At 65.5% G+C, this 14,563-nt stretch carries 13 protein-coding genes; 8 read left to right on the forward strand and 5 right to left on the reverse strand.

The window, feature by feature from the left end; translation table 11 throughout:
* Positions 1 to 161 precede the first annotated feature (161 nt).
* Together ACQKIE_RS02390 and ACQKIE_RS02395 are read left to right on the forward strand one after the other, a co-directional pair.
* On the forward strand, positions 162 to 1,757 hold the full coding sequence (locus tag ACQKIE_RS02390) for a Na+/H+ antiporter (RefSeq protein WP_427455381.1): 1,596 nt from the start codon (positions 162 to 164) through the stop codon (positions 1,755 to 1,757).
* 287 nt (positions 1,758 to 2,044) lie between these two features.
* Positions 2,045 to 2,416, forward strand: a complete 372-nt coding sequence (locus ACQKIE_RS02395) for a hypothetical protein (RefSeq protein ID WP_427455383.1) — start codon at positions 2,045 to 2,047, stop codon at positions 2,414 to 2,416.
* Between the two features lie 51 nt (positions 2,417 to 2,467).
* Here the strand turns inward: ACQKIE_RS02395 and ACQKIE_RS02400 are convergent, their stop codons facing one another.
* Positions 2,468 to 2,770 (reverse strand): hypothetical protein, encoded by a 303-nt coding sequence (locus tag ACQKIE_RS02400; RefSeq protein ID WP_427455385.1) that lies wholly within the window; start codon positions 2,768 to 2,770, stop codon positions 2,468 to 2,470.
* Positions 2,771 to 2,961: 191 nt separating this feature from the next.
* Here ACQKIE_RS02400 and ACQKIE_RS02405 point away from each other — a divergent pair, with 191 nt between their 5' ends.
* Positions 2,962 to 3,147: a DUF3606 domain-containing protein gene (locus ACQKIE_RS02405; RefSeq protein ID WP_427455387.1), complete on the forward strand. Its 186-nt coding sequence runs from the start codon at positions 2,962 to 2,964 to the stop codon at positions 3,145 to 3,147.
* 3 nt (positions 3,148 to 3,150) lie between these two features.
* Here the strand turns inward: ACQKIE_RS02405 and ACQKIE_RS02410 are convergent, their stop codons facing one another.
* Entirely contained in the window at positions 3,151 to 4,221 is a 1,071-nt protein-coding gene (locus ACQKIE_RS02410; RefSeq protein ID WP_427455389.1) for a serine hydrolase domain-containing protein, read from the reverse strand.
* Positions 4,222 to 4,431: 210 nt separating this feature from the next.
* Between ACQKIE_RS02410 and ACQKIE_RS02415 the strand changes: the two genes are divergently transcribed.
* The gene (locus ACQKIE_RS02415) at positions 4,432 to 4,902 is read left to right on the forward strand and encodes an Hsp20 family protein (RefSeq protein ID WP_427455391.1); all 471 of its coding nucleotides are present in this window, start codon (positions 4,432 to 4,434) and stop codon (positions 4,900 to 4,902) included.
* A gap of 80 nt (positions 4,903 to 4,982) precedes the next feature.
* Entirely contained in the window at positions 4,983 to 6,488 is a 1,506-nt protein-coding gene (locus ACQKIE_RS02420; protein ID WP_427455393.1) for an alpha/beta hydrolase, read from the forward strand.
* Positions 6,489 to 6,517: 29 nt separating this feature from the next.
* Here the strand turns inward: ACQKIE_RS02420 and ACQKIE_RS02425 are convergent, their stop codons facing one another.
* Entirely contained in the window at positions 6,518 to 7,438 is a 921-nt protein-coding gene (locus ACQKIE_RS02425; protein ID WP_427456784.1) for an alpha/beta hydrolase, read from the reverse strand.
* Between the two features lie 186 nt (positions 7,439 to 7,624).
* Here ACQKIE_RS02425 and ACQKIE_RS02430 point away from each other — a divergent pair, with 186 nt between their 5' ends.
* A complete protein-coding gene (locus tag ACQKIE_RS02430; RefSeq protein ID WP_427455395.1) occupies positions 7,625 to 8,344 on the forward strand; it encodes a response regulator transcription factor in 720 nt (239 codons plus the stop codon).
* On the opposite strand, the gene ACQKIE_RS02435 is transcribed toward ACQKIE_RS02430, so the two are convergent.
* On the reverse strand, positions 8,326 to 9,732 hold the full coding sequence (locus tag ACQKIE_RS02435; protein ID WP_427455397.1) for a sensor histidine kinase: 1,407 nt from the start codon (positions 9,730 to 9,732) through the stop codon (positions 8,326 to 8,328). The genes ACQKIE_RS02430 and ACQKIE_RS02435 overlap by 19 nt on opposite strands.
* 214 nt (positions 9,733 to 9,946) lie before the next feature.
* On the opposite strand from ACQKIE_RS02435, the gene ACQKIE_RS02440 reads away from it, so the two are divergent.
* Positions 9,947 to 12,643 carry a YadA-like family protein gene (locus tag ACQKIE_RS02440; protein WP_427455400.1) on the forward strand — a complete coding sequence of 899 codons (2,697 nt, stop codon included), beginning with the start codon at positions 9,947 to 9,949 and terminating at the stop codon, positions 12,641 to 12,643.
* A gap of 65 nt (positions 12,644 to 12,708) precedes the next feature.
* Here the strand turns inward: ACQKIE_RS02440 and ACQKIE_RS02445 are convergent, their stop codons facing one another.
* On the reverse strand, positions 12,709 to 13,458 hold the full coding sequence (locus tag ACQKIE_RS02445) for a 3-oxoacyl-ACP reductase family protein (protein WP_427455402.1): 750 nt from the start codon (positions 13,456 to 13,458) through the stop codon (positions 12,709 to 12,711).
* Between the two features lie 117 nt (positions 13,459 to 13,575).
* On the opposite strand from ACQKIE_RS02445, the gene ACQKIE_RS02450 reads away from it, so the two are divergent.
* Complete coding sequence (locus ACQKIE_RS02450) at positions 13,576 to 14,514, forward strand: LysR family transcriptional regulator (protein WP_427455404.1); 939 nt, start codon at positions 13,576 to 13,578, stop codon at positions 14,512 to 14,514.
* Positions 14,515 to 14,563 lie beyond the last annotated feature (49 nt).

Below are 14,563 nucleotides of genomic sequence, written 5' to 3' on the forward strand. Positions count from 1 at the left end.
TCGCATCGGTCATGCCTGTTTTCAGGGACGGTTCATCGAGTGTGGCAAAGTGTCTCTGTCAGGTAAATGCATGACTTCTGGCAGGGTAGACGTCCAAACACGTCCAAGAGCGGGACAGCTCCAGCGGCTAAGATGCGTGGCATTGCACCGAGGGGGCACGCATGGCGTCGACCGAGCTTTTCAAATTCATCCTTGTCTTGCTCGTCGCGATCCTCGCGCTCGAGTTGATCGCCCACCGTCTGCGCCTGCCTTCCGCCGCCGCGCTGCTCGCCGGTGGCATCGGCATCGCCTTTCTGCCGGGCGTGCCCGACGTCACCTTCGATCCGGAGCTGGTACTCACCGTCTTCCTGCCGCCCCTGCTGATGGACGGGGCGTACTACACGGTGTGGTCGGAATTCCGGAAGTACCTGGGGGGCATCCTCTGGTTGGCGGTCGGTGCCGTGGTGTTCACCACCTTCATCGTCGGCGTGACCGTCCATTGGGTGCTGCCGTCACTGCCGTGGGCGGCATGCTTCGCACTGGGCGCCGTGGTGTCGCCGCCGGACGCGGTGGCCGCCAAGGCGGTGCTCGACAAGGTACGGCTCCCGCGCCGGCTGACCGTGTTGCTCGAAGGCGAGAGCCTGCTCAACGATGCGACGGGACTGGTCTTGTTCCGCTTCGCCGTGGCGGCGGCGCTGACCGGTGCCTTCAGCATGCAAGGCGCGCTGCTGAGTTTCGTCGGCCTCACGGTGGGAGGCATCGCCGTGGGCCTCGTTGTCGGCGGCGTCCTGGTCTTCGCACTGCGCCGCATCGACCATGTGTTCCTCACCATCACCGCGGCCTGCCTGTCCCCCTGGGCTGCCTACATCGGGGGCGAATCCGTGCATGTCTCCGGCGTCATCGCCGTCGTGACCTGCGGCATCATCTTCGGCTGGTACCAGCACGACATCTTTACCGGCAGCGTCCGCGTGCGCAGCGCGGCGTTCTGGCAGGTGCTGATTTTCCTCCTCGAGGCGCTCGTCTTCATCCTCATCGGATTCTCCCTGCGTGGTGTCGTGGAGAGGCTCGGCGGCGTGGGCGAAGCGATCGCAACACTCGGCATGCCGATCCTCGCCGTGCTGGGGGCAGTCATCGTCTCGCGATTCGTATGGATCTACGCCACCGATTACCTGCGCCCGCCATTGGCCCGCCTCGTCGGCAGGAAGCCGTTGCCAGCATCACCCAAAGCCTCATTCGTGCTCAGTTGGGCGGGCATGCGCGGCGTGGTGACGCTGGCCATCGCCCTGTCGCTTCCGGAGGCGATGCCAGGTCGCGACCTCACGCTCGCCGCGGCATTCGCCGTGATCCTGGTGACCGTGGTGATCCAGGGGGGCACGGTGGGCATGGTCATTCGCTGGCTGGGGCTGGATGGTGAGCTGCAGCATGCCGATACCGGATACCTGACGGAAGGCCAGGCCTCGCTATTGATCGACGGCGCGCAGTTGGAGGCCGTGAAGGCGCGGGCATACGACGAAGAAGGCAAGCTGGTCCATCCCCGCCTGCTGGAGCAATACACCTATCGCGTGTCGATCGCGGAGCGTTACAGCAAGGCCCCGCAGGACTTCACGGGCGGCCGTGCGGCGCACTACGACGTGGTCCTGGCAGCGATCGCCGCCGGTCGTGTGGAACTGTTGCGCCTGCATCGCTCCGGACAGATCCACGACGAACTGCTGCATTACATCGAACGCGACCTCGACCTGCAGCAGATCGAGGCGGAGAACGATCGGGAAAGCCCGTGATGCACGAAAAAAATGCGCCACCGTGTGGCACGGCGGCGAGGGGATATCGCAGTGCGGACCCTTCCCTGAATAGGTTTCCTTGACTCGGTATGGGATAGCGCGATTCCTGAGCCGCCGGTTAAGTACCATGCCGATTTTGTGTAAGCAAACGCGGACATTAAAATAGGAATCGTCTTACACGTGAAGGCGTGCATCTCCTACAGAACAAAAGCCCTCTCCTCACTATGTTCTTTTCGCAAACCGAAGTTGGTTCGTCGCGATACCTTGTGTCTAGTAAGGGGGGCATCATGAAACTGTTTGTGCCGGGGATGACAGCAATACTTGTCGTTGTTGCTGCGCTTGCATCAAGCGATGCGAGCGCGGTTGTGACACAGGGCCGGACCTACGTCTTCTACAACGGAACGCAAGTGATTGGGCAGTCCCTCATGTACTGCAACAACGCAGAGAAACATTGGGGTGAGGCTTCACAACACAACTTGGCCAATGCTGTTTCAGTCAGCTACTCGTGTAGCGACGGGTTCGCGATCCACGTGGGCTATCCGGCCAACATTGACCCGTGGGTCAAGACAAACTTTTGTTCTCAGACACAATCGTGTGACACCGGCCCCTGGCCGGTCGCGGGTGCTCCAGCCTTAGAAAACTTGCTTTGGTCAGATTGAACGACTGAGCTAATTGGCATTCAATGCGCCGTCGAAAGCCGGCGAAACTTGTCAGATGGGAATCCGGGGTCGCGTGTGGACCGTTCCTGCGGTCACGCCCGGGGTACCGGTCGCACTGCTCGCGGCGGGAATGGTGACGTCCGTCGCGTCTTGCGAAGCGCGCGTAGACGGCGGTGTCCCGTTGACGACACTGGCTACGAAACGCACCGCCTTGTTCAACGCCGTACCGATGAAGGGCAGCCGGCCGACCGGCACCGAGATTACGGCCACCTCCTCCCTGACGAGATGGATGTTCGGCTCCGCATGCGCCCAGGCCAGTTCCACCTCGTTTGGGCCGCTGGAACGGCTGGGCACGTCGTCGTGTGGAGGATACGTGAAGGCGGGCCGTCTCGGGCGTGGTCTGTGACGCACATCTGGGGACGGGAGGGTGAAGCTGCCCGCACGAAAAGAACGCTCAGGTTTGCCTTCCCGCTGTTGGCGCGGTTTCGACGCCTTGTTCACTCATCGGGCGGGCACGCTTTACGGCAATACAGGAGGCGCAAGCGATGAGCGACGACAAGACCAAACGCGGACCGGCAGACGCGGACCGCATCAACGTCAACGAGGATTACGAGGTGTGTTATTGGACGAAGGAGTTCGGGGTATCCGAGAGCGCGCTGCGAGAGGCGGTGAAGCGCGTCGGCCCTATGAAAAAGGACGTGAGTGAAGAGCTTCGACGCAAGAAGTCCTGATCGTCACGGGGGCGGCGCATAACTCGCCACGAGTAAACGCGTGGCGAGATCGCCGATCTCCATGTGGTCGTAATTCGTATTGTTCATCACGATGACGGTGTGTCCGTCGGCGATTACCCGCCACGCGAGTACGCGATAGGCGCCGTCGGACCCGTATTCCCAAGCGACGGTGCGTGCTTCTCCGGCGATATCCAGGACCTTGGTCCGCCCACCGAGCGCGTAACTTTGCTGTGGCCTTACCACGGTCATCAGCACCCGGACGCTCTCCGGCTTCAGCACGCGTGCCGCGAACACGCCATCGAGCAGTTTGAGGAGATCGGGCGCGCTGGTGTAATAGCCCCCGGCCAATGCCATGAATGACGGGTTGGGCTTATCCAGGCGGTTGCTTTCCCGAGGTGTCCCCTTGAAACCCGTCGCCATGCCACGAATGTCGCTGGGCATTCCCGCGAACACACCGCTGTCTTCGAGTCCAAGGGGCGCTACGAGGATGCCCTTGACCAGCTCGGCATAGCTCGAGCCCGTTGCGCGTTCCACGATGCCCTTCATCACGATCCAGTTGGCGTGGGAGTAGTCCCACTGGGTGCCTGGCACGAAGGCGAGCGGACCGGATGCAAAGCGGTGGATCGCGGAGGCGTCGTCCAGAACAAGTTTCCGCGTGTTTGGGTCTTCCTTGATGGCCTTGTCGATGTCGTTCGGAATCCCGCTCGAGTGCGTGAGCAGGTCGCGGACGCGAACCTTGTCACCCGCTGCCTTCGGGTAGTCCGGTAGGTAACGGGATATCGGCTGGTCCAGGGAGATCAAACCCTGCTCGGCAAGGCGCATGGTCACGATGGACGCGATCCATTTGGCGAGCGATCCTGTCGGAAACCGGGTGGCCGTCGTCATCGGGACATCGGGAGCCATCCGGGCGTCACCATAAGCAGCGGAGAAGACCGTGGTATGACCATCGGACACGAGGATCACGCCATTGAATCCCTCCGCGGCGGCTCTGGCAGCGATGGGGCCACAGGGGGCGCAGTCGGCGAAGGCATTCCCGCAGACAACCAGGAGGAGGAAGGCGAGGGGACGGCGCATGGTGCTTCCTGCGGCTGGAGTCCCACTTGGACGCGCCAGCCTCGCGAAAGGTTTAAAGCGAAGGCCAGACACCACCTCGGACCGGTGTCTGGACGGCTAAACCGTCGATGAATCCGGGCTCTTGAAATTCTATTCCGGCTGCATAAATTACTGCTCGCCGGTCGCTACGGGGCCGGCTGACACCGTATTGCTGCTAAAGAGGATATGGCTATGCGAACCCTTCTCGACTATTCACCGCTGCACCGTTCCAGTGTCGGTTTCGATCGGGTTTTCGACCTGCTCGAATCCGCCGCGCGTAACCAGGCGTCCGACAACTATCCGCCGTTCGACTCGATCAAGCTCGACGAAGACAGCTATCGCGTGACGATGGCCGTGGCGGGCTTCCGCGAAAGCGACCTCGCGATCACCACTCAGGGCAACCTGTTGCTGGTCAGTGGCGAGCGCAAGGGCGAGCCGGAAGGCGAGTACCTGCACCGTGGCATTGCCACGCGCCCCTTCCAGCGGCGCTTCGAACTGGCCGACCATGTGCACGTGACGGGTGCCCGTCTGGCCGACGGCCTGCTGTCGATCGAGCTCAAGCGCGAGGTGCCGGAGGCCATGAAGCCACGCCAGATTCGCATCGACGCGGGCGAAGGATCGGATACCTCGGTGCGCCAGTTGAGGGACCAGGCGGCCGCGTGACGGCGACGGCCCGGGCGCCATGGAGGCGCCCGGGCTCCGCCTCGGGCATCATCGGGCTCCCTCCCGAGTGAGTGCGCGACATGCCGAAGGTCTCGTTGCCCCGTCTCGCTTTCCTGATCGTCCTTTTTCCCATCGCGGTATACGCCGCCGACGTCGCGCCGACGCATCGCCCCGGTGAGGCAGTCATCGAACACGGGGTCGCGACCGCGTCAGACGGTTCGAGCATGCCGTACGAGATCGGAACCTTGTACGTGCCCGAGAACCGGGACAAGCCCGGCTCGCGCCTCATCGCCGTGGGCTTCGCGCGGGTCAAGGCCGCGCACGCGAACAAGGCGCCCCCCATCGTGCTGCTGGCAGGCGGTCCGGGTGTCACGATGCTGGACATCATCCTCGACCACGATGCGACCGCGAAGCGACGCGTGAAGGTGTGGCAGGGGTATGCGCAGCTCGCCGACCTGGTTGTCATCGAACAGCGCGGTTACACGCTCCGTGGCGACATGATGACGATGAAGGTGCCGGCCGCGCCGTTGGACAAGGCGTCCACCATCGCGGCGGACGTCGAGACCATGCGCAACATGGCGCGCGGCGCCAAAGCCACGTACCCGGATGCCGACCTGTCGGGTTATTCGATCGAACAGATGGCCGACGACGTCGACGACCTTCGCAAGGCGCTCGGTTATCGCCAGGTGTCGCTGCTCGCCGCCAGCTTCGGCTCCCAATGGGCCTTCGCCGTCATGAAGCGCCATCCGGGTGCGATAGCGCGCACCGTGATCTCCTCGGCCGAACCACTCGACTACGGCTACGACATCCCGTCGCACGTGTTCACCGTCATGCAACGCATCGCCGTGGAAGCCGAGCAGGATCCGGCACTGAAGCCGTACCTGCCGCAGGGCGGCTTGATCGCGGCGATCCACGCCACGTTGCAACGGTTCGAAAAGGCGGATGTCACCGTCGATGTCCCGAACGAGAACGGGCCGTCGCGGACGGTCGTGCTGGGCGTGGGCGATTACCAGCAGGCGCTCGTCAGCTATGCGGGCAATGCGCGCACGTTTCCGAGCTTCGTGCTTTCCGCCTACCACGGTCACTACGCGGACTGGGCGCGCGACAGCATCGACTGGCGCGCCGCCGAGGACCGCTCCTTGATCAATCCGCTGGTCAATATCGGGCTGGACATGAGTTCCGGTCGCAAGCGTCTCCTCTGGACCGATCCCGCCCTGCCGATCATCGGTGCGTGGAATTTCGCCAGCTACCTCGCCACCAAGGGCGAATGGGCAACGCCCGATGCCGGCGATGCCTTCCGGCACGCCGTGCAGGACCCGACGCCCGTCCTGTTCGTGCAGGGAGATTGGGATCCATCGACCCCCATCGAGAATGCCGAGGCGATGATGCCGTACTTCCCCAACAGCCGAACGATGGTCGTACACCGCGGGCAGCATGGCGGAATCGCCGCGGTGCGCAGCCGTCCGGAGGCGATGGCGGCGCTCGAGGCATTCCTGCGCAGCGGCGAAACGCGGAACCTGCCGTCAGAGGTGTCCCTGGATCCTGTGGCGTTCGATAAGCCCACGTTCGATCCGCCGGGAACCTGACCGTGCGGGATCGCCTCCCGAACGGGCGCTCAATGGCCGGGAAGCACACCGATGCTCCGCATCCAGACCTCGGCCAACGCCGGCCAGCGCGTGATGGGCTCGGACGTTTCCCGCAATCCGAAGGCGTGGCCACCGTGGGCATACAGGTGCATTTCCGCGGGCACCCCCGCCTTCTTCAGTGCGGTGTAATACACCAATGCCTGGTTCACCCCGTCCACTTCGTCGTCTTCGGCCTGGAGGACAAAGGTGGGTGGCGTGTCGCCGGAAACGGTGATTGCCGAATTGAGCTTCCGATAATCCGTCGTGAGGTGGCCGGGATAAAGGGCCAGGGCGAAATCCGGCCGAGCGCTTTGCTTGTCGACGGCGTCGAGGGGCGCATAGATGCGGCGCTTGAAGTTCGTGCTCGCCTCCGCCACGAGGAAACCGCCGGCCGAGAAGCCAAGTATGCCCACTCTTTTCGGGTCGATGCGCCACTCCGCCGACCGCGACCGGATTGTCCTCAGCGCCCGCTGCGTGTCCGCCAGCGAGGGCATGGACAGCGCCAGGTTGTGCGGTCGACAGTCGCATCGCCAGTCGTAAGGAGCGCTGGGCACGCGGTACTTCAGGAGCACGCAGGTCACACCTCTCGGTGCGAGCCAATCGCAGACGTCCGTGCCCTCGAGATCCATCGCCAGCCCTTCGAAACCGCCGCCGGGGATAACGAGGACCGCCGCTCCCGTGTTCGGTCCCGTGGGGGCATAGACCGTCATCGTGGGTCGCGACACGTTGGACACCCAGGTCACCGGCTTTCCGCCGATGAGGTCGGTGCCTGTCTTCACATACTCGGCCGCCGGCACCGGCGCCGGGTTGGGTGGCGTTCCGGGCCATAGTGGAACCTGCACACGCCCCCCTGCGGGCTGCCAGACCGCCGGCTCGGCCTGTACACCGCAGCAAAGGACCAGCAAGGCCATGGCCAACACGATCAGCTTCATCGACGTTCTCCCCAACCGGAACGATCCGGACGGCCATCGTCCGACCGCCTCCGGGCTGCAGGGAGTTCGGTTGCTGCGTTTCTTCGGGCAAACACGTGAGGATCGATGCAGGCGCGCGACAGGGCCCCTTTCCCTCGGGCGCTCGTTTCTGCGATAACCCTGGCGATGACCGAACGATCGCTGCATGCCATTGACGCTCGGGCACGGATTGCCCTTCTCGAGGACGATGTCGAGCTCCGCGACGAGATACTCCTGCCGGGGTTGGCGGACTTCGGCTTCGACGTGCAGGGTTTTGGCAGGCCGACGGAACTCTATGTCGCGATGCTGGCCGGCCGGTTCGACATCGTCGTGCTCGATGTTGGACTACCGGATGAAGACGGTTTCTCCGTCACCCGCCGGCTTCGTTCCTTGTCGCCCATCGGGATCGTGATGCTGACCGGTCGGGATGGCGTTCCCGATCGGGTCCGCGGTCTCAGCGAGGGCGCCGATGCCTACCTGTCGAAACCGGTGCAGACGGAACTGCTCGCGGCCACGCTGCGCAGTCTCGAGCGGCGCCTGCGCATGCAGGCAGGCGCGGAAAGCGCGACGGCAGCCGCGGGCCGTTGGGCCCTCGATGCCGGTGGCTGGTGCCTCATCGCCCCCGCGGGGGCGATGGTGGCGCTAACGCAAGCCGAGCGCCGTGTGATCGGGCTCCTTCTCGAAAGACCCGCCGAACCCGTGTCGCGCGAAACGATCATCGCCGCGTTGACGGCCAATGTGCACGACTTCGATCCGCATCGGCTGGAAACGATCGTGCATCGCCTGCGAAAGAAAGTCGCCGACGGCACCGGCGAGGCGTTGCCGGTGCGCGCGGTGCATGGCGTCGGCTACGTCATGATTCCTTGAGCACAGGCGTCCGTCGCAGGGACTTCGGGGCAGCCAGCGTCAGTCGTCGGTGCCACGGGCAAGCGCAGCACGAAGCGACTGCCGATGCCGCGCTCGCTCTCCGCCCGTATGCTTCCACCGGCGGCAGTGACGATGTCGTGCGCCATCGACAGTCCGAGGCCCGTGCCTTCGTCATTCGGTTTCGTCGTGAAGAACGGCTCGAAAATCCGCCGGCGGGTAGACGCATCCATGCCATGGCCGTTGTCGACGATGTCGATCTCGACGTGCGCGACGTCGCGACGCACGCCGATGCGGAGCATTCCGCCCGAATCCATCGCATCGCGCGCATTCGCCGCGATATTGAGCAGGGCGAGTTCCAGTTGGGCGCGGTCGATGTGCAATGGCGCCGGTGCATCGTCCATGTCGATCTCCAGGCGTACGGCCGGTCCCAGCAACTGCCCTAGCATTGGCGCCAGTTCACGCACGGCCCGCGCCGCGTCGAACGTCTCCGGGTGCGGCATGTCGCGACGGCTGAACCCCAAGAGTTTGCGGCAGATGACGGTACCGCGGCTCGCGGCGGCCTCCACGCCTTCCAGGGCGCGGTGGAGCAGACCGGTCGTTGCGTCCGAGCGGTGTCGTTGCCCCGCGTAGCCCACGATCACGTTGAGCACATGGTTGAAGTCGTGCGAGATGCCACCGGCCAATCGCCCGACCGCTTCCATCTTCTGCGCATGCACGAGGTGTTCCTGCGCACGCTCGCGCTCTCCCATCTCGTAACGCAAGCGCGCATTCGAAATGGCCAGTTCCGCGCTGCGGCGCACCGATTCGTCGAGGCTCTCACGCAAGGCGGCGATGCAGCGATCGAGGACGACGATGATGATCAGGTAGCGAATCACCAGCGAGGGCGTATAGCTCACGGCCGAGTGCCACGGCTTGGCGGCATGCAGGGCCCGAAGTACGTCGGTGACGGCACCAACGGCGAACATGCCGAGCAGCACCGCGAACAGCACCCACAGCGTACGGCGACCAAGCAGCAGGCCCCCGAGCACGACGAGGAGCATCGGGACACTGGGATCGCTCATCTGCAGGCGCAGCCCCGTGGCCGCGTATGCCACCGCTTGCGTCGTCACCTGGGCAACGAGGAAACAGAGCACCGCCGCGCGGAAGTGGCCGCGCCGGATCGCCCACACACAAGCCCAGGCCACCGGGACGATGGCGAGCCCCATCCAGCGATCGACATCCAGTCCGTGGGCGTCGGAGAAGCCGACGGTCATGCGCAGGTAAAGCCAGTTGAGCGGAAGGAAGACGCCCATCCAGGCGAGGACGAATTGAAGGAAGACCGCGTTGCGCCTGTCGACGGGATCGCCGACCGGGACGCGACCCAGCCACGCGCGTAAGTGCCTCCACATGGTTACCACCACCCCGATGTCGTGGCCGCCCCCTACGGCACACGTGTTGGCCCGTGCGGGAACACTAAGCCTGCCGTGCCCCCGTGAGCAAGTGTGAGAAGTCGGGAGCAAGTGAGCGTGCATCCCTCAAGCGCTGTTCCTACGGTGTGCACCTTATCGGCGGCGCGCCGCCTCGCGCGCCTATGCCGGCAGCGGTTTCCCGGGGAGACGAACGATGAAGATGACTCACGGCAAGGTGATGCGCGGCACGGTGCTGGCAGTGGCGATCGGCGTGACGTTCTATGGCACGAGAGCCTCGGCTGCCTCGTGTCCCTGGGGCATCATCGATCCCGTGCAGGCAAAGACGGGACAGGCACTCACCTGTACACGGCCCGAGCTGGAACGGCTGCTCAGGGCCGCCGATTACTTCACCGCCAACGGCGCCGACGACGGCAGCGACATCGCTCGGGCGGTCGGTGCGAACGCGATGGCCGCGGGCACCAACGCATCGTCGAACGGCGTGAACGCGACGGCCGTCGGCACGGCGGCGCTCGCCGGCGCGGATTACGCCTCGGCCTTTGGCGGGAATGCGCAGGCGACGGGCGAGTTGAGTACCGCCGGTGGTTACGCGAGCCGTGCGGGTGCATTGTGGAGTACGGCCTACGGTGTCGGCAGCCAGGCGAACGGGCAAAGCGCCACGGCCATCGGCGGCGCGATGACCGTGATCGACGGCACGACGTGGGAAGAGCAGACCTGGGTGACCGAAGCGAATGGACAGGAAAGCACGGCCCTCGGCGTGGCGGCACACGCCAACAATTACGGCAGCGTGGCGGTGGGTGCGGTCGCGGAATCGTCAGGCGATTCGGCCATCGCGGTCGGCTCCGCGAGCACGGCGCGAGGTCACAGGTCCGTCGCCATCGGCAACCAGTCGCGGGCGTACGACGAACTTGGCATCGCACTAGGGGCCGGCGCGGTCAGCCACGGTCCCCGCGCGGTGGCGCTTGGTGAGACATCGAGCGCCTACGGCGACAGTTCCCTTGCCGTCGGCGCGGTTTCCAACGCATTCGGTGCGCAGAGCGCGAGCATCGGCTGGTGGTCGACCGCCCTCGGCGCGCGAAGCGTCGCGCTTGGCGCCTTCTCGACGGCCATGGCCGACGACGTGATATCCGTGGGACATGCGATGGGCGACCCGGACATGTTCGGCAATCCGTACGAGCAAGCGCTCACGCGCCGCATTGCGAACGTCGGCGACGGCGTGAACGACACCGACGCCGCCACCCTGGGCCAGTTGCGGAACAGCGATGCCGGACGTTATTTCGCCGCGCAGGGGTCGGGCGACGACAACGCCATGGCGACCGGCGCGTATGCCATGGCCGCGGGTTCAGGTGCATTCGCCATGGGCGACGAATCGATTGCCCTTGGCGCCGGCGCGAACGCACTCGGCGAACTCGCCACCGCAACGGGTTATGGCAGCCTTGCGGAGGCAAAGTGGAGTACCGCGTACGGTGTCGGCAGCCAGGCGACCGGGCAGAGCGCTACCGCCGTGGGTGGTCAGATGATCGTGATCAACGGCACCACCTGGGAGCACGAAACGTGGTCCACCGAGGCCAGTGGCAAGGAGAGTACGGCGCTGGGCGTGGCGGCGCACGCCACGCAGTACGCGACCGTCGCGGTCGGTGCGGTCTCGGAGGCGGCGGGCGACAGCGCTGTCGCCATCGGCGGTGCGAGCACGGCGAGAGGTAGCCGCTCGATAGCGATCGGCAACCAGGCGCGCGCGTACAGCACGCTGGGTGTCTCGGTCGGCGCGGGCGCGTCGACCAGCGGCGACCGGGCGATGGCCTTGGGTGAGAAGTCCTTCGCATCAGGCGAGAACGCGACGGCCGTGGGCGCCTTGTCCAACGCGGTTGGGAAGGACAGTGCCAGCATCGGGTGGTCGACGACGGCGCTAGGCAAGGGGAGCGTGTCGCTCGGCTCGTACGCTGCCGCGGGGCAGGACAATGTCGTCTCCGTGGGGCACGCCGCGAACGACCTGAATGCGGGCGGGCAGCCCTACGGCAATGTGCTCACTCGCCGGATCGTCAACGTGTCCGCCGGAACCGCCGATACCGACGCGGTGAACATGGCGCAGTTGAAGGCGACGGCGCAGATCGCCAGCGGCCAGCTCGGCGCCTTCGGCGAAGACGTGGCGCGTGCTTTCGGCGGCGGGGCCAGCTTCGGCATCGCGGGCTTCGCAGCGCCTACGTACATGGTGCAGGGTGGGAGCTTCAATAACGTCGGGGACGCCTTCGGAGCGGTCGATGGCGTGCTCTCGGCGTTGGACGGACGTGTCGGTGCGCTCGAGAACGCCGGAGTGATGGACAGGGCGGAGGCGGCAGGTGGCGAAGGCGTCGCCTCTACCACGAAGGCCGCGCGGACGCTGTCGGCGAAGCAGGCGGTGCCGAACGCGCCCGCTGCAGCCGCCGTGGCGATCCGCGCCGCCGCAGCATCGGCGACACCGACGGCAACCACCGATCCCGCCACGGTCGGGCAGGTCGACGAAGCGCTCGTCAACGCCAAGTCGTACGCGGATACCGGCGACCAGCGCACCCTGACCGATGCCAAGGCCTATGCGGATAGCAAGCTGGCGAACATGGTCGGCAGCGGCGAGTTCAATACCTTCCGCGACCAGGTGGACGATCGCTTCCATCGCGTCGACGAGCGCATGGACCGCATCGGCGCGATCGGCGCGGCCAGCACGCAGATGGCCATCAACGCCGCCGGCACCACCTCGTCACGCGGCCGCATCGCCGTCGGCGCGGGTGTGTCCGGAGGGCAGTCGGCGCTGTCGGTCGGTTATGCGGCGCCGATTGGCGAACGCATGCGGGTGAGCATTGGCGGCGCCTTCAGCGGATCGGAAAATTCGGCCGGTGTCGGCTTCGGTGTCGATTTGTAGTTCATGGCGATGTACAGCGGGGTTGGTTCGCCCCGCTGCGCGCCATGACATGCGATGACCTCGCCTCAGGCAGCAAAACCGCCGTCGATCATGAGGCTCGCGCCCGAGATGTAAGCAGCCTCGGGGCCGGCGAGGTAAGCCACGAAGCTGGCGACTTCTTCGGGGCGACCGTAGCGGCCGGTGGCGATGAGCGGCAGCAGGAACTCGGCCTTGGGACCGTTGGCCGGATTCATGTCGGTATCGACGGGACCGGGCTGCACGACGTTCACGGTGATGCCCTTCGGACCGAGGTCGCGCGCGAGTCCCTGGGTCAGGCCTTGCAGCGCGGACTTGCTCATCGCGTATACCGCGCCGCCGGCGAACGGCATGCGCTCGGCATTCGTGCTGCCGATATGGATGATGCGCCCGCCCTGGCCCATGACGCGCGCCGCGGCGCGGCTGGCGATCACGGCGGCTCGCACGTTGACAGCGAGCGTCCGGTCGAGGTCTTCGGTGGTGAATTCCTCGATCGGCGCGACGGCGAGCACGCCCGCGTTGTTGACGAGGATGTCGAAGCTGCCGAACGCCTCTTTCGTTTGGGCGACGGCGTTTTCGATGGCCGCTTCGTTCGCGCTATCAGCCTGGATCGCGATGGCGCGACCGCCCGCCTTGCCGATGTCGTCGACGACGGCTTTCGCGGCCTCGGCACCCTGGACATACGTGATAGCGACCGACGCGCCGCCGGCTGCCAACCGGCGTGCCACGGCGGCACCGATGCCGCGCGACCCGCCGAGGACGAGGGCGGTCTTGCCCTGGATGGAATTGAGGTTGTTCATGAGGATCTCCGCTGGGATTGGCTGTATTCGCTGCCAACGCACTGTAGACCTCGCCGTTACCAACCGGTAGCGCCATAGCGGTAGTTTCATTCAATCCATGAGGTTTAGAATGGCGAGGTGGACACCCTAAACGGCCTTGCATGTTTCCTCCGCAGTGCGGAATCCGGCAGCTTCGCCGCTGCCGCGCGGGTCCTAGGCCTGACCCCGGCGGCCGTTGGCAAGAACGTGGCGCGCCTGGAGGCGGAGCTGGGCGTTCGGCTCTTCCAGCGCACCACGCGGCGCCTTTCGCTGACGGAAGCGGGCGAGGCATTTCGGCAGGACGTACAGGGGAGTCTCGACCAGCTCAACGGCGCCATGGCGAATGCGCGCGCACGCACGGCCGGGCCTGCCGGTGAACTGCGCGTCGCGCTGCCGAACGCCTTCGGACGCGAATACATCGTCCCGATGCTCGAATCATTCTTGAAGACGTTCCCAACCATCTGTCCCGATTGGCGCTTCGACAACCGGCCCGTCGACCTGATCGCCGATGGGTTCGATGTGGCGATCGGCGGTGGGTTCGATCTCCGACCCGGTGTCGTCGCTCGCGCGCTCGCCCCAGCCCACCGCATCCTGGTCGCATCGGCGGCCTTCCTGGACAGCGGCCCACGCATTGCGATACCGGGCGAACTGGCCGGTCGGCCCGGGATCCTGATCCGATCGCCACAAACGGGGCGCGTGAGGGATTGGGTGCTCTCGAATCGCTATGGTGCGGAAGCCGCGGTGGAGCTCGACCGGCGCATCCTGTTCGACGACCCGGATGCCGCCTGCCATGCGGCCGCCCTCGGCATGGGCATCGCGCTCGTGGCGGTGCAATCGGCCTTGCCGTGGTTCGAGCGCGGCCAGGTGAAACGCGTGCTCCCCGACTGGTGGGTGGAGGGAGGCAACCTGTCGCTGTACTACGGCGCGCAGGCCCTTCTGCCGCAGAAGACCCGAGTGTTCATCGACCACATCGTTGAAAGCTTCCGGGCGCAGGACCTGCCCGCGCGATTCAACGCGTTACATCCGGCCGTGATCTAACCGGCGTTCGCACAAGAGCGGTCGGTGAACAGCGTTCCGTTTTGCTCGC

The sequence above is a fragment of the Luteibacter sp. NPDC031894 genome (assembly GCF_050273135.1).
Lineage (GTDB): Bacteria > Pseudomonadota > Gammaproteobacteria > Xanthomonadales > Rhodanobacteraceae > Luteibacter.

What these genes read in the sequence shown, in the direction of transcription:
- ACQKIE_RS02390 (WP_427455381.1), top strand. Translation starts at nt 162, where the DNA reads ATGGCGTCGACCGAGCTTTTCAAATTCATCCTTGTCTTGCTCGTCGCG.
- ACQKIE_RS02395 (WP_427455383.1), top strand. Translation starts at nt 2,045, where the DNA reads ATGAAACTGTTTGTGCCGGGGATGACAGCAATACTTGTCGTTGTTGCT.
- ACQKIE_RS02405 (WP_427455387.1), top strand. Translation starts at nt 2,962, where the DNA reads ATGAGCGACGACAAGACCAAACGCGGACCGGCAGACGCGGACCGCATC.
- ACQKIE_RS02410 (WP_427455389.1), bottom strand. Translation starts at nt 4,221, where the DNA reads ATGCGCCGTCCCCTCGCCTTCCTCCTCCTGGTTGTCTGCGGGAATGCC.
- ACQKIE_RS02415 (WP_427455391.1), top strand. Translation starts at nt 4,432, where the DNA reads ATGCGAACCCTTCTCGACTATTCACCGCTGCACCGTTCCAGTGTCGGT.
- ACQKIE_RS02420 (WP_427455393.1), top strand. Translation starts at nt 4,983, where the DNA reads ATGCCGAAGGTCTCGTTGCCCCGTCTCGCTTTCCTGATCGTCCTTTTT.
- ACQKIE_RS02425 (WP_427456784.1), bottom strand. Translation starts at nt 7,438, where the DNA reads ATGGCCTTGCTGGTCCTTTGCTGCGGTGTACAGGCCGAGCCGGCGGTC.
- ACQKIE_RS02430 (WP_427455395.1), top strand. Translation starts at nt 7,625, where the DNA reads ATGACCGAACGATCGCTGCATGCCATTGACGCTCGGGCACGGATTGCC.
- ACQKIE_RS02435 (WP_427455397.1), bottom strand. Translation starts at nt 9,732, where the DNA reads ATGTGGAGGCACTTACGCGCGTGGCTGGGTCGCGTCCCGGTCGGCGAT.
- ACQKIE_RS02440 (WP_427455400.1), top strand. Translation starts at nt 9,947, where the DNA reads ATGAAGATGACTCACGGCAAGGTGATGCGCGGCACGGTGCTGGCAGTG.
- ACQKIE_RS02445 (WP_427455402.1), bottom strand. Translation starts at nt 13,458, where the DNA reads ATGAACAACCTCAATTCCATCCAGGGCAAGACCGCCCTCGTCCTCGGC.